The organism is Chryseobacterium polytrichastri, assembly GCF_900142445.1.
In the GTDB taxonomy this organism is placed as follows: Bacteria; Bacteroidota; Bacteroidia; order Flavobacteriales; family Weeksellaceae; genus Chryseobacterium; species Chryseobacterium polytrichastri.
In genome coordinates, this window is record NZ_FRAV01000023.1 from 40,269 (window position 1) to 54,677 (window position 14,409).

Below are 14,409 nucleotides of genomic sequence, written 5' to 3' on the forward strand. Positions count from 1 at the left end.
TTCGTTTTGATTATTGTGTTGCTTTGATAATTGATTTTGTGATTTGCTCTTCTTTTTCTTTTGAATACGTAGAATCAAAAGGTTGCATAATATCAAACAGATATTGGTAGAAAGGCGTGATCTTTTGAACCCCTTCAGATTCTTTCATTGCTTTCTCTTTACCCATTTCTTTAAGATTTTCAACAAATCTATTAAATTTCTTATCAATTGGCTCAATAGATTTTACAAGATAATCATAAGCTTTATCTTTTTGGCCAATCTTCGTATAAGCATCTGTAACCGCTGAAACTACTAATGAATATTCCATTGGTTTTGTTCTCATTTGTCTTCTTACAAACTGTTGCTCATAAGGAGTCAATTTTAAATAGTAGTCATACTCTTCAAAAATTCCTTTCTTAAGAACTTCTGCCAATTGTAATGCTTTTTTCTCTTGTCCGGCAACGATATATCCGTAAACCATTGAACTTAAAGAACGAGGATCATTGTATTTTTCAGCCGGAATTTCTTTTGAAGCTAAATCTAACAATTCAATTGCTTTTCCTTTTTGTCCGCTTAAAGCTAATGCTGCTGCTGCTCTACTTGCAGAACTTCTGTAGCTCATAATGTTAGACGTTGCTGTTTCATCAAAATGAACATTCAAGTCTTTGAAATTACCCCATCTGAAGTTTTTAACTACATTGTATAATGAGTTCGCATCTACTCTTCCCATTTCTCCATCTGAACTTTGAGGAGTATGAACAGGAACTAATCTGTAGCTGAAACCATCAAACTGAAGATATTCATCAAGATAGAAAATATTTTCGCTGTCATAGATACCTCCTGAAGAGAAGTTAATAGGTCTTTTCCAATCAAAATTAGCTAAAATATCAAGCATAATTAAGTTGTTTTTGAAAAGCGTATTTCCTTTATATGTAATCATAATCTGATTTGCCGTATTCGGAAGATCAGCCTGATTAATGATTCCTGCTCTTAGCGCATTGTCTTTATTAACCGGTAAAATGAATTTATTAACCGGAAGAATATTATATTTTTCATATTTATCTTCTCCGAAATACATTTTTAAAAGTTCATTCTTCGCAGCAGAATTATGCTTAATAAAACTCATGGCATCTTTCATCGTCATAGAATCCTGAGTAAGATACTTTCTGAATTCTGCAAATTCTGTTTCTGGTGCACCTTGCTCTTTCAACATAGAGAAAACGCCTTCCCAGTCTGACTTTTTCATCAGATAGATCTGATCATTTACTCCGTCTCTGTAGTCATCGTGTGTCAATTGACTAGGTATGGCAGCCGCATTGTAGGTTCTTCTTTTTATTTGATCGATGTTCCAAGGAGTTGAAGCCAACGTAAAGTTAACTACTTTCACATCATCTCTAAAGTTTTCAGTCTCCTGAATCGCCCAAACCGGATACGTATCATTATCTCCGTAAACGAATAGAATTCCTTTTTCCGGCAATGATTTTAATACAGAATAAGAATAATCATAAGATGTATACCTACCATGTCTGTTGTGTACATTATAGTTTTGGAAGCCCATCATGAAAGGCACTCCCAAAAGAATGACACCAAAAGCAATATTAGCAGCGTTAGATTTTACTTTACTTTGTAAGAACCATAAAATGGCTCCCGCTCCTAAACCAATCCATATGGCAAATGCGTAGAACGAGCCTACCATTGCATAATCTCTTTCTCTTGGTTCGAAAGGTTTTACCCCTGTATAGAAAATAATACCTACACTCGTTACGATAAATAAAGATAGTATAGCATAGAATCTTCCAAAATCTCTGTTTAATTGGAAAAAGAACCCGATTAAACCTAATATTAACGGTAAAAAGAAAAAGGCAACCGTACTTTCATTTTTGAATTTAGCTGGCATTGCCTCTTGGTTTCCTAATCTTGCATTATCAATAGCAGGAATTCCTGAGATCCAGTTTCCTTTCGTATCTTCATAGCTTCCTTCAAGATCATTTTGTCTTCCTACGTAGTTCCACATCAGGTATCTTACAAAGTAATATCCGTTCTGGAACGTAAAAAAATAATCCATATTCTGAGCCAATGAAGGCTTCTGAACATTAATCAAATTATAAGGTTTTACTTTTAAATAATCTGCTGCTGTAATTGTTTTATCTTCATATTTCCCTCTTAACTCGTCAAAAATTTGCTTAGCCTGAGGACTGTCTGCAACATCTTCGTTTCCATAATTAAAAGTGAAATCAGGTGCCCCATACATAGAAATGTAATTGGCCATCACATCCTTATCTTCATTAAACATCCTAGGCATTAAACTTACCTGAGACTTACTGAAAACATAGTTGAATCTGTCGCCAGTTTTTCTATACGTTCCTGTTTTTTCGTCTTTTTCGTAGATATCTCCCGTTTTGGTTGTCTTGAAACTTCCGTCTTCATTTTTCTCAATTCCGTTAGCATCAAGGAAAGCTGTGTAGTTTTGACCATAAATTGTAGGCCAATCCCCATACTGTACTCTGTTATAATAATCCAACATCCCAATCGCAGTATCAGGATCATTAAGGTTCATTGGAGTATTAGCATTTGCTCTGATAGGAATTACCATCCAACAAGAGAAACCAATCATCATGTAAACAACAGAAAGAGCAACGGTCTGAAAAATATGTTTTTTCGCTCTTCTTGCATACTTTATCATGAAATAGCAAATAGCTACCATTACAATAAATCCTACAATTGTTCCCGAGTGGAAAGGAAGCCCTAAACCATTCACAAAGAATATCTCTAGCTTACCAAACATTGACATGATTAAAGGGAAGATAATTTTAAAAACAATTATTAAAATCCCTAACGTAATTAAATTAGCATAGATGAAATTTTTCCAGGTAAACTTATAATTTCTAGCGTAATATACTAAACATACTGCCGGAATTGCCAACATACACATCATGTGCACTCCAACAGAAAGTCCCAAAATAAAGAAAATAAGAATGATCCATCTTTCATTATCCACCGCCGTATATTCATTTTCCCATTTGGTGATCAACCAAACCAATAATGCGATAAACATTGAAGCCATAGAATAAACTTCACCTTCCACTGCCGAGAACCAGAATGTATCTGAGAAAGTAAAGCACAACGCTCCTACCATTCCGGCAAACAGAATAGAAATCTCTTCATGTTTGGTAATTTCTTCAAAATCTTTGTTTAGAAGCCTTCTCACAAAATGAGTGATCGTCCAAAACAAAAATAAAATAGTTAACGCACTAAACAATGCAGACATTGCATTGATTACAATAGAATAATTTTCGCCTTTCCCCAAAGCAAAAATGGCTGCTACAGCACCCACTATCTGAAATAAAGCCGCCCCTGGAGCATGCGTTACTTCTAATTTTACTGCAGAAGAAATGTACTCACCACAATCCCAAAAACTAAAATTAGGTTCAATAGTTGACAAGTACGTGAAAAAGGCAATGACGAAAATCACCCATCCTAGAATGGTGTTCCATTGCTTAAAAGTCCAATTTTTCATAGTATTAAATCAATTACGCGAAAATAAGCCTTTTATATGATTTTATGCCGATTTTAACAAATTTTAAAAATTTTGGCTCATTATTTGTGACCATAGTAGAGCTGGATTGCAAATGAAAGAATGAATATTTACTAATAGGTGCTTAGAAATCAAACAAAAGTTTAGAAATTATTTATTTTTTTGTATTTTTGCGGTCAGATTTTTATTGAAAAATAACAAATAATGAGTAATGTTTACGATAATATCCTTGGCCTAATAGGGAACACGCCTATGGTGAAGCTAAATGCTGTAACGAAAGATATTCCTGCAACCGTTTATGCCAAGTTAGAATCATATAATCCTGGACATTCCACTAAAGATAGAATCGCACTTCATATTATAGACAACGCTGAGAAAAAAGGTTTATTAAAAGAAGATTCCGTAGTTGTAGAAACTACTTCCGGAAACACAGGATTTTCTATTGCAATGGTTTGCATCATCAAAGGATATAAATGTATTCTTGCTGTAAGTGATAAAACGAAGCCCGAAAAAATTGCTTATCTTAAAGCACTTGGCGCCATTGTATATATATGTCCTGCTAATGTACCTGCGGACGATCCCAGATCATATTATGAAGTTGCAAAAAGAATTGCTTCAGAAACACCAAATTCAGTATATATCAACCAATATTTTAATGAGTTGAATATTGATGCACATTATCAGACTACAGGTCCTGAAATTTGGGAGCAAACAGAAGGTAAGATTACTCACCTTATGGCTTGCACTGGAACAGGTGGAACATTGTCGGGTTCAGCAAAATATTTAAAAGAAAAAAATCCGAATATCAAAATAATCGGGGTAGATGCTGATGGTTCTATTTTAAAGAGTTTCCACGAAACAGGAGAAATCCACAAAGAAGATGTTCACCCTTACCAAATTGAAGGAATGGGAAAAAACCTAATCCCTTCTGCTCTGCTTTTTGATAAAGTGGACGAATTTGTAAGAGTTAATGACGAGATGTCTGCGTACAGAACCCGTGAGATTGCTTTGAAAGAAGCTATTATGGGAGGCTATACTACAGGAGCTGTAACTCAGGGATTAATACAATATGCACAATCTCACGAATTTTCTAAAGACGATGTTGTTGTGTTGATTTATCCAGACCACGGTTCAAGATATATTACCAAAGTATACAGCGACAAATGGATGGCAGAGCAAGGTTTCGTTAACAACTGTGTTCACAATTATGATGAAGTTTTTAAAACAGAATTCATCAAATAATAAATAATTTTATACAAATCAAGCCTTTTTTGTACATCACAAAAGGCTTTTTTTACTTAAACATCATTAATAAAATGTTAGATATTTTTGAACGTATTAAACAAAATCCTGGTCCCCTGGGGCAATTTGCAGATTATGCAGAAGGATATTTTGTTTTCCCAAAATTGGAAGGTCCCATTGGTCCAAGAATGAAATTTCAGGGTAAAGATGTAATTTTCTGGAGCGCAAATGATTATTTAGGTCTTTGCAACCACCCGGAAGTTTTAGAAGCTGATGCCAAAGCAGCTGCAGAATTCGGAATGTTTTATCCGATGGGCGCAAGAGCAATGTCTGGTGAAACGCAACAACATCAACAACTGGAAAAAGAATTAGCAGAATTCACTCAAAAAGAGGCTGCTTATTTATTGAACTTCGGTTATCAAGGGATGGTTTCAGCAATTGATGCATTGGTTACAAGACATGATGTAATTGTTTATGACGCTGACTCTCACGCTTGTATCGTAGACGGAGTTCGTTTACATATGGGTAAAAGCTTTACGTTTAAGCATAATGATATTGCAAGTTTAGAAAAGAACTTAGCGAGAGCAACTAAAGTAGCAGAAGAAAACGGAGGAGGAATCTTAGTCATTACGGAAGGTGTTTTCGGAATGAGAGGAATGCAGGGGAAATTAAAAGAGATCTGTGAATTAAAATCAAAATTCAATTTCAGATTATTGGTAGACGATGCACACGGTTTCGGAACTTTGGGTACAACCGGAGCTGGAGCAGGTGAAGAGCAAGGTTGCCAAGATCAGATAGATGTATATTTCTCAACTTTTGCTAAATCTATGGCAGGTTTCGGAGCATTTCTTTCAGGAGATGAAACGATCATCAGATTCTTAAAATACAATCTTCGTTCTCAGATTTTTGCTAAATCTTTAACAATGCCAATGGTAATTGGAGGTTTAAAAAGATTAGAGCTTTTAAGAACTCGCCCTGAAATTAAGGCTAAATTATGGGAAAACGTAGTTAAACTTCAAAACGGGTTAAAAGAAAGAGGTTTCAACCTAGGAAACACCAATACGTGTGTAACGCCTGTATTCATTAAAGGAACTACTATTGAAGCTACTCTTTTAGCGAAAGATTTAAGAGAAAATTACGGAGTATTTACCTCTGTGGTAGTATATCCTGTAATTCCAAAAGGAATGATTTTATTAAGATTAATTCCTACCGCTTCTCATACAGATTCGGAAATTAATGAAACGTTGGCTGCTTTTGAAGGAATCAAAGAAAAATTAGATTCAGGTGCCTACGCAGAAATGGAAAAACAAATGAATATCGAGTACAAACAGATGTAATATCGATATCGTCATATAAACAACAAAAAACCACTGATTATTTTCAGTGGTTTTTTATAAAATAAATAGTCAATGAAATTTAAAGGGTATGCATTAGGTATTCTATCTTCTGTGTCGTACGGTTTAATTCCGATTTTTATATTACCTATCAAGCAGTCTAATTTTTCATTAGATATTACCTTATTCTATAGATTCTTATTTGCAGCGGTAATGGTTGGAGCTTATTTATTGTATTCCAAAGAGCGCTTTGCCATCAATAAAAGAGAAGCCTTGATATTAATTTGTTTAGGAATCTGTTATGCATTTTCTTCGGAATTTTTATTTTTAGGGTATGATTTTTTGACCCCAGGAATCGCATCAACCGCGTTATTTATTTATCCCGTTATTGTCGCCTTAATTATGTTTTTCATTTATAAAGAAAAACTGAAAAAATTATCTGCGCTCTCATTACTTCTGGCCTTTGCCGGTGTTATTGTCCTTTGTTTAAAAGGAACAGGATTAGAAATTAATTTTGCAGGATTGGGAATTGTAATGTTAAGTTCTCTTTTTTACGCATTATATATGATCATTGTTAATAAATCGAATCTGAAAGTTTCGGGGTTTAAGCTTTCCTTTTATTCTATGATCTTTACGTCAACATTTTTTATGATAAAAGCAATCGTCGGAAATCAGTCTTTTATGATTCCTGATGTAAGTACTTTTTTCAACTTGGCTATTTTTGCATTTTTCACAACTGTTATCTCCAGTGTATGTTTGGTATTTACCATTAAATATATTGGTTCTACACCCGCTGCAATTTTAGGAGCGTTTGAACCTGTGGTTGCGGTGTTGATTAGTGTTTTACTTTTCCACGAACAATTTACCCGTAATTTGCTCATTGGGATTATCCTTATTATTATAGCCGTAATCCTCAATGTGATCTCAGACAGTAGAAAGCCGAAAGAACTACAAAATGCCTAAAGCATTCATTTGTTTTCATACATTAAATATTTAAAATAACTTTGCAAAAAATTTCTTTTGAAAGATCTTCTTCTTATTACTCCGCCATTTACACAACTTAATACTCCTTATCCTGCTACCGCTTATATTAAAGGTTTTTTAAATACCAAAAATATTTCAAGCTATCAGATTGATTTGGGGATTGAAGTTATTTTAGAATTATTTTCAAAAGAAGGAATTCAGAATATTTTCGATACAACCATTGATCTTAAAAATATTTCAGAAAATTCTCAGAGAATCTTTGCCTTAAAAGATGAATATTTAAAAACCATAGATCAGGTTATTCTCTTTTTACAGGGAAAAAATCCTACGTTGGCGAGACAGATTTGCAGCATGAATTTTTTACCTGAAGCTTCCCGTTTCAATCAGTTAGATGATATGGAATTTGCATTCGGAAACATGGGACTTCAAGATAAAGCTAAACATTTAGCCACTTTATATTTAGAAGACTTGTCCGACTATATTGTTGAAAATGTAGATTCAGATTTTGGTTTCAGTAGATATGCAGAGCGCTTAGGAAAAAGTGCCAATTCTTTTGATGAACTTTATTTAAAACTATCAGAAGATCAAACTTTTATTGACCATATTTCATTAAAGATTCTTCAGGAAAAACTAGAACTTGTACAGCCCAAATTGGTTTGTTTTTCAATTCCTTTTCCGGGAAATTTATACTCTTCTTTTCGATGTGCAAAGTTCATCAAAGAAAACTATCCTCATATAAAAACAGCCATGGGAGGAGGATTTCCCAACACAGAATTAAGAGAAATTAAAGATCAAAGAGTTTTTGAGTTTTTTGATTTTATTACGTTGGATGATGGTGAACTTCCTATTGAATTACTTTGTGAAAACGTTAATAATGAAGTAGAAACTTCAGAATTCAAACGAACTTTCTTAATTGAAAATCAAAAAGTTACCTATAAAAACAATTCAAAAAGACACGATTATAAGCAAGCGGATATCGGAACTCCTGATTATACTGATTTGCAATTAGATAAATACATTTCTGTTATTGAGATTGCCAATCCGATGCACAGTTTATGGAGCGACGGAAGATGGAATAAACTAACGATGGCGCACGGTTGCTATTGGGGAAAATGTACTTTTTGTGATATTTCTTTAGATTACATTAAAATCTACGAACCCATTTCTGCCAAAATTTTGGTGGATAGAATGGAAGAATTAATTGCCACAACAGGCGAAACAGGATTCCATTTTGTAGATGAAGCAGCCCCACCCGCTTTAATGAGAGAAGTTGCTTTAGAGATTTTACGAAGAAATCTTGTCGTGACTTGGTGGACCAATGTTCGTTTTGAAAAAAGCTTTACCAGAGATCTTTGTTTTCTATTAAAAATTTCGGGTTGTGTTGCGGTTTCAGGTGGATTGGAAGTGGCAAGTGATCGATTGCTAAAATTAATTGACAAAGGAATTTCTGTAGAACAAGTGGCTCAGGTTACCCGAAATTTTACTGAAGCTGGAATTATGGTCCATGCGTACCTGATGTATGGCTACCCTACCCAAACGATTCAGGAAACGATTGACTCTTTGGAAATGGTTCGTCAGTTATTTGAAATGGGAATTTTACAAAGCGGATTTTGGCATCAATTTGCCATGACCGCCCACTCACCGGTTGGTTTAAATCCGGAGGAGTTCGGAGTTGTTCCTATCAAGCAAGAAATTTTATTTGCCAATAACGATATTGACTTTACAGACAAAACAGGAATTGATCATAGTAAATTTAGTTTTGGGTTAAAAAAATCTTTATTCAATTATATGCATGGAATTAATTTTGAAATTCCATTAAGTGACTGGTTTGATTTTAAAATCCCTAAAACAACCATTCATCCGGATTATATTCATGATTGTCTTTTAGATGATGGTGATTTCAAATTTAAAGGCAATTCAAAAATCATATTTTTAAGTAAAAACGTAATCGCTGAGAATTACATAAAAACAAAAAAGCAGAACTCGTGGCCATATACGCGAATTACATTTCACTTAAAAACAAATGTAATAACGGTAGATTTGGAGCAGGACAAAGCCGAATGGTTCATCAAAGTGCTTCAGGAAAATTCCACAGACAACGCCAAAAAAATTACCCTTCAACAATTGAAGACGCAGTTTGAGGAAAATTTAGAAGACTTTGAATTATTCTGGTTTTCAAAACCGATGCAACAATTGAAAGATAATGGTGTTGTTTTGAGTTTGTAAGTTTATTTCCATAGAAAAGCTAATTTTTGTGATTGGTATAAAGATTATATTTAAGATGGATTACTAAAGAAATTAAGTTGAAAGTTTTTTAACGCAAAGGTTTATTCTTAATTCTGCATATTTTAGGGAGCAAAGAATTGAATCAATATAATTGATTCGTAAGAAGCTTCCTTCATCAGCGACTTTGTCGCATCTCTTTGCCTCCTTAAAAATAATAAATTTTTATATTCAAAACTTTACGTTAAAAAAAGTTTAGTGTTATACCCATTGTCTTCAACATAGTTTATAGAAATATTAGAGTCTAGATTCCTACGGAATGACAAAGTAAATGAGAAAATAAAACTCTTGAAAAATTAATTTTCAAGAGTTTTTTATAAGTTTTGGCTAAAGCCAATTGAATTTGTCCTTATATAAACGGGCTAAAGCCCGTTCCTATTGATCATTTTATTTTTGAACACCATCTTTTACAACCTCTCCTACGGTTACTTTGTCCTGAAACTTAATAAAGGTAGGATCCATTATGGCCATTCGTTCTACGATAGCTTTATAAGTAGGAAATTTTAAAATAGAAGCTCTACCAGACATCTCTCTGTACAGCGTAAAAGTCTTCCCTCCTGCAGTTTTAATCTGTTTAGTAGTTGTAATATATTTACCAATATATTTACTTTTAGCATCATAGATTTCTATATCCACAAAAGTCTTTTCAGAAATAGTATCCTCAGAACCGAAACTTGCGGGTAAATTGGTAAAGTAGCCTACAGGAATGCCATTACTTATAATTTCACCTACATTATTAACCTCAATTTTAAGTCGATCTATTTTACTTCTTGTGGTGTAGGCATCTTTTGTTTTGCTATCTAATTTTCGCTTGGGTGGATTATTAAAAATATCATCCAAGGTCTTAACATTGATTCCTTTATTATCAATGATTTTCAAGTCTTTTATAGAGGTAAATACAGCTGATCTTTCTTCACCTGAAAAAGCAGATGGAGATATATAATCAAGATCTAATATTTTTTCTCTGTTGTAAACACGATTAAGCTTAATGTAGCTGTCTCTAACAGAATCTACGATACTTTTATCAATAAATTGTATTGTATATATTGGAGTTTCCTTAAGATCAAGAAAAGTATATTCATTCGACTTATTGGATATTTTGGCAACATGCACTCCATCGAGACTCACAATTCCTCTTTTGGTTTTAATATTTTGAGCGTTCAATATAAGACTCAAAACTGTAAACAACATGATCATATTTCCCTTCATAGAATCAGACTTTTACAAGGCATAAAAAAAGTGTAACTTTGGTTACACTTTCTTGAAAATATATTTAGCGTTTCATTTAATTATTCGCAAAGGATGATTCCTTTATTATTATTAAATTCTACAACACCGCTTTTGATAGGATAAGAAAAAACAGATCCATTTCCTCCTTCCTGAGTAGGTGTAAAGTTTTTAGCATATGCTTGATCAATAGAATCAACAAAAAGCTTTACATTACCTCCGATTAAAGAAGAAACAATTCCTGCGTGGTTTGTCATGATGTGAAATTCACCATTTTTTCCAGGCAACAATACAGAGTTTACTTCTCCTTCAAAAACTACGTATTCGGGTGTTAAAATTTTTATATTCATTTTTATGAAATTATAGATTATAGATTTTAAATTATAAATTATTGAAATTCAATCTAAAATCTAAAATTTAACATTTAAAATTTATTACGCGTTATCAGCTAACATTTTCTGTCCTGCTGCGATAGCTTCTTCGATAGTTCCTTTCAAGTTGAAAGCAGCTTCTGGTAAGTGATCTAATTCACCGTCCATAATCATAGTAAATCCTTTGATTGTATCTTTGATATCTACCAATGATCCTTTAAGACCTGTAAACTGTTCTGCTACGTGGAAAGGCTGAGATAAGAATCTCTGAACTTTTCTAGCACGGTAAACAACAGATTTATCTTCTTCAGAAAGTTCTTCCATACCAAGGATCGCGATAATATCTTGAAGCGCTTTGTATCTTTGAAGAATTTCTTTTACTCTCTGAGCACAGTTATAATGCTCTTCACCGATAATTTCCGGAGCCAAGATTCTTGACGTTGAAGCCAATGGATCTACTGCTGGATAAATACCCAATGAAGCAATTTTTCTATCTAGTACTGTAGTTGCATCTAAGTGAGCAAACGTTGTTGCCGGAGCCGGGTCAGTTAAGTCATCCGCAGGTACGTAAACCGCCTGTACTGAAGTAATTGAGCCATTTTTAGTTGAAGTAATTCTTTCCTGCATCGCACCCATTTCAGATGCCAATGTTGGTTGGTAACCTACTGCAGATGGCATACGACCAAGAAGTGCAGATACCTCAGAACCAGCTTGTGTAAAACGGAAGATGTTGTCTACGAAGAAAAGTACGTCTCTACCTTGCCCGCTTTCACCTCCATCTCTGTAGTACTCAGCTAATGTAAGACCAGAAAGTGCTACTCTAGCTCTTGCTCCTGGTGGCTCGTTCATTTGTCCGAAAACGAATGCAGCTTTAGATTCTTTCATAACCTCAAGGTCAACTTTAGAAAGATCCCAACCACCGTGTTCCATAGACTCCATGAATTCGTCACCATACTTGATGATTCCAGATTCTAGCATCTCTCTCAAAAGGTCATTTCCTTCTCTCGTTCTTTCACCTACTCCAGCGAAAACAGAAAGACCACCATGTCCTTTTGCAATATTGTTAATCAACTCCTGGATCAATACTGTTTTACCTACACCAGCACCACCGAACAAACCAATTTTACCTCCCTTTGCGTAAGGCTCAACTAAGTCGATTACTTTAATACCTGTGAATAAAACTTCTGCAGAAGTTGAAAGTTGATCAAATTTTGGAGCTGGTCTGTGAATTGGAAGACCACCTTCCTTAGAAATATTTTGAAGCCCGTCGATAGCATCACCAACAACGTTGAATAGTCTTCCGTTTACAGCTTCACCGATTGGCATTGTAATAGGATTACCGTATCCAATTACCTCTTGCCCTCTTTGAAGACCGTCTGTAGCGTCCATTGCGATACATCTTACAGTATCTTCACCAATATGTTGTTCTACCTCTAAGACTACTTTTTCACCGTTTCCTTTTGTAATTTCCAATGCATCATAAATACTTGGAATTGACTCCACATCTTTAAATACTACGTCGATTACAGGACCAATAATTTGAGAAATTTTTCCTTTAATTTGGTTTGCCATTGCTAAATTTTTTCTTGGTGCAAATATAATGATTCTTAGCAAACCCGCAATTGGTAAAAAAAAGATTTTTATCATGCTTTTTAGCGCCTATTAAATGTAAATTTTGATGCTTATTTTTTTGAATTTTCATTTAATTTGAATATAATAATGCGTTTTTATTGCTCGCTTCTATTAAGAAGAAAGCTAAATCTTTTTTATTGTTCATAATTTTTCAGTAAAAAGATCGTTATAAAGCATTAGAAACCAAATAATAGATCGTGTAAAATAGCATTACCTGAAAATAACTCTTAGTATATTATTATAGATAATTTAAAGGCTTTATATTTGCAGTCAAATTTTTTTTCGTTTTGAAAGTTTTCAAGAATTTTAATGATTATTCTTCTCAAAAGCCTCTAGCATTGTCTTTAGGTATGTTTGACGGAGTGCATCTAGGGCATAAAAGTATTATCGATGAATTACAAAAAGTAGGTTCAGAGAACAATTTGGAAACTGCTATCCTTACTTTTTGGCCACACCCTCGTTTTATTTTTAATCCTAATGAAGATTTAAAGCTTCTGAATACCCTGGAGGAAAAAAAATCATTGATGGAAAAATATGGCATCCATAATTTATTCCTTAAAGAATTTGATGAAGAGTTTAGAAACTTAACGGGTGAAGAATTTGTTCGTCAGATTTTAGTTGAAAAGCTCAACGTAAAATATTTAATTATCGGTTACGACCATTCTTTCGGAAAAAATAAAAGCGGAAACTTTGAATTGCTTCAACAATTATCTAAAGAATTAGATTTTGAGGTTGAGCAAATGGAAGCCATCAATATTCATGAGAACAATATTAGTTCTACGAAAGTAAGAAACGCCCTTTTAACAGGTGATATTAAAGAAGCTAATGAAATGTTAGGGTACTCCTACTCTGTTTCCGGAACCGTAACGCACGGTAAGAAAATCGGAAGAACCATCGGGTATCCCACTGCCAATATTGCCACAGAATCTCTTAAGCTATTGCCTAAGAAAGGAGCTTATATTGTTGAAACTGTTGTAAAAGGTCAGCAATATAAAGGAATGCTAAGCGTTGGTACTAATCCTACTGTTAATGGTGATAGGTTAACTGTCGAAGTGTATATCCTTGATTTTAATGAAGATATTTACGATGAAAAAATCACTGTGAAATTCCGAGACTTTCTTCATGAAGAAATCAAGTTTGAAGGACTTGAAAAATTAATCGAAAGGCTTGATGAAGATAAAAGGTTAACAGAAGAGTTTAACTTTTAATATAAAAACTGTTTCACACATTGCGTATGAAACAGCTTATCAATAAGTTTTATTTTAGTATTTTTAAATAGATCTTCTGAGTTTCCCCATCTAGTTTCACATTGGGAAACTGTTTATCATGGTCTATATAAATATCTTCTTTTTCATTTGGCTTACCATTTCCATTAGAATCCCATTCTATTGAGACGTAATACTTTATACGCTCTTTATCTTTTGGATCAAAATGACTTGCAGCATCTTTAGGTACAGGCATATTAATCGTAAATGGCACAGATGTTTGCTCATACTCTTTTTCTGTAATTAAAACAGCTGGTGCATCTGCTAAGAGCGGATCATGGCCGTATAAACTTACTTTAAGTTTAGGATTTTTAATATTGAAATGATCTGTTCCTGTAAACTCTAATTTTAGATCTTTCTGATTATCAGAAGGAGTTGAATTCTCGGATTTCACCGGAGTATTCTCAGAAAGTGGTTTCTTATCATTCTTATTACAACTTAATAAGGTTACTGATAATGCTCCTGCAGTCATTAGGAGTAAAATATTTCTTTTCATTTGTTTTGATATTTTGGTGTTATTACTTAAATCTGATTACAAATTGTATGCCTTTAAAAAA

The 14,409-nt window shown here is 33.8% G+C and carries 10 protein-coding genes; 5 read left to right on the top strand and 5 right to left on the bottom strand.

The features are described 5' to 3' along the window. Window positions 1–10: 10 nt before the first annotated feature. Window positions 11–3,496, bottom strand: a complete 3,486-nt coding sequence (locus BUB80_RS14600; protein WP_073294089.1) for a glycosyltransferase family 117 protein — start codon at window positions 3,494–3,496, stop codon at window positions 11–13. 222 nt (window positions 3,497–3,718) lie between these two features. On the opposite strand from BUB80_RS14600, the gene BUB80_RS14605 reads away from it, so the two are divergent. The 4 genes from BUB80_RS14605 (at window position 3,719) to BUB80_RS14620 (ending at window position 9,300) form a co-directional block, all read left to right on the top strand. Further along, complete coding sequence (locus tag BUB80_RS14605; RefSeq protein ID WP_073294091.1) at window positions 3,719–4,756, top strand: PLP-dependent cysteine synthase family protein; 1,038 nt, start codon at window positions 3,719–3,721, stop codon at window positions 4,754–4,756. Between the two features lie 74 nt (window positions 4,757–4,830). Then, window positions 4,831–6,093 carry an aminotransferase class I/II-fold pyridoxal phosphate-dependent enzyme gene (locus tag BUB80_RS14610; protein WP_073294093.1) on the top strand — a complete coding sequence of 421 codons (1,263 nt, stop codon included), beginning with the start codon at window positions 4,831–4,833 and terminating at the stop codon, window positions 6,091–6,093. 72 nt (window positions 6,094–6,165) lie between these two features. Next, window positions 6,166–7,053 (top strand): DMT family transporter, encoded by an 888-nt coding sequence (locus BUB80_RS14615; RefSeq protein ID WP_073294095.1) that lies wholly within the window; start codon window positions 6,166–6,168, stop codon window positions 7,051–7,053. Between the two features lie 57 nt (window positions 7,054–7,110). Further along, window positions 7,111–9,300 (top strand): B12-binding domain-containing radical SAM protein, encoded by a 2,190-nt coding sequence (locus BUB80_RS14620; protein WP_073294097.1) that lies wholly within the window; start codon window positions 7,111–7,113, stop codon window positions 9,298–9,300. A 444-nt stretch (window positions 9,301–9,744) separates the two neighbouring features. On the opposite strand, the gene BUB80_RS14625 is transcribed toward BUB80_RS14620, so the two are convergent. The 3 genes from BUB80_RS14625 to atpD all read right to left on the bottom strand — a co-directional run bounded on the left by BUB80_RS14625 (window position 9,745) and on the right by atpD (window position 12,527). Further along, complete coding sequence (locus BUB80_RS14625; protein WP_073294099.1) at window positions 9,745–10,566, bottom strand: hypothetical protein; 822 nt, start codon at window positions 10,564–10,566, stop codon at window positions 9,745–9,747. A gap of 80 nt (window positions 10,567–10,646) precedes the next feature. After that, window positions 10,647–10,934 carry a FoF1 ATP synthase subunit delta/epsilon gene (locus tag BUB80_RS14630; protein ID WP_073294101.1) on the bottom strand — a complete coding sequence of 96 codons (288 nt, stop codon included), beginning with the start codon at window positions 10,932–10,934 and terminating at the stop codon, window positions 10,647–10,649. Between the two features lie 84 nt (window positions 10,935–11,018). Then, the gene (gene atpD, locus BUB80_RS14635; RefSeq protein WP_073294153.1) at window positions 11,019–12,527 is read right to left on the bottom strand and encodes a F0F1 ATP synthase subunit beta; all 1,509 of its coding nucleotides are present in this window, start codon (window positions 12,525–12,527) and stop codon (window positions 11,019–11,021) included. Between the two features lie 347 nt (window positions 12,528–12,874). Here atpD and BUB80_RS14640 point away from each other — a divergent pair, with 347 nt between their 5' ends. Then, on the top strand, window positions 12,875–13,795 hold the full coding sequence (locus tag BUB80_RS14640) for a bifunctional riboflavin kinase/FAD synthetase (protein ID WP_073294103.1): 921 nt from the start codon (window positions 12,875–12,877) through the stop codon (window positions 13,793–13,795). 49 nt (window positions 13,796–13,844) lie between these two features. Here BUB80_RS14640 and BUB80_RS14645 read toward each other — a convergent pair whose 3' ends face one another. Next, window positions 13,845–14,348 carry a hypothetical protein gene (locus BUB80_RS14645; RefSeq protein ID WP_073294105.1) on the bottom strand — a complete coding sequence of 168 codons (504 nt, stop codon included), beginning with the start codon at window positions 14,346–14,348 and terminating at the stop codon, window positions 13,845–13,847. Window positions 14,349–14,409 lie beyond the last annotated feature (61 nt).

Excerpts from the sequence above, each read along its gene's own strand:
- BUB80_RS14610 (WP_073294093.1), top strand. The coding sequence starts at position 4,831 with ATGTTAGATATTTTTGAACGTATTAAACAAAATCCTGGTCCCCTGGGG.
- BUB80_RS14645 (WP_073294105.1), bottom strand. The coding sequence starts at position 14,348 with ATGAAAAGAAATATTTTACTCCTAATGACTGCAGGAGCATTATCAGTA.
- BUB80_RS14615 (WP_073294095.1), top strand. The coding sequence starts at position 6,166 with ATGAAATTTAAAGGGTATGCATTAGGTATTCTATCTTCTGTGTCGTAC.
- BUB80_RS14630 (WP_073294101.1), bottom strand. The coding sequence starts at position 10,934 with ATGAATATAAAAATTTTAACACCCGAATACGTAGTTTTTGAAGGAGAA.
- BUB80_RS14600 (WP_073294089.1), bottom strand. The coding sequence starts at position 3,496 with ATGAAAAATTGGACTTTTAAGCAATGGAACACCATTCTAGGATGGGTG.
- atpD (WP_073294153.1), bottom strand. The coding sequence starts at position 12,527 with ATGGCAAACCAAATTAAAGGAAAAATTTCTCAAATTATTGGTCCTGTA.
- BUB80_RS14605 (WP_073294091.1), top strand. The coding sequence starts at position 3,719 with ATGAGTAATGTTTACGATAATATCCTTGGCCTAATAGGGAACACGCCT.
- BUB80_RS14625 (WP_073294099.1), bottom strand. The coding sequence starts at position 10,566 with ATGAAGGGAAATATGATCATGTTGTTTACAGTTTTGAGTCTTATATTG.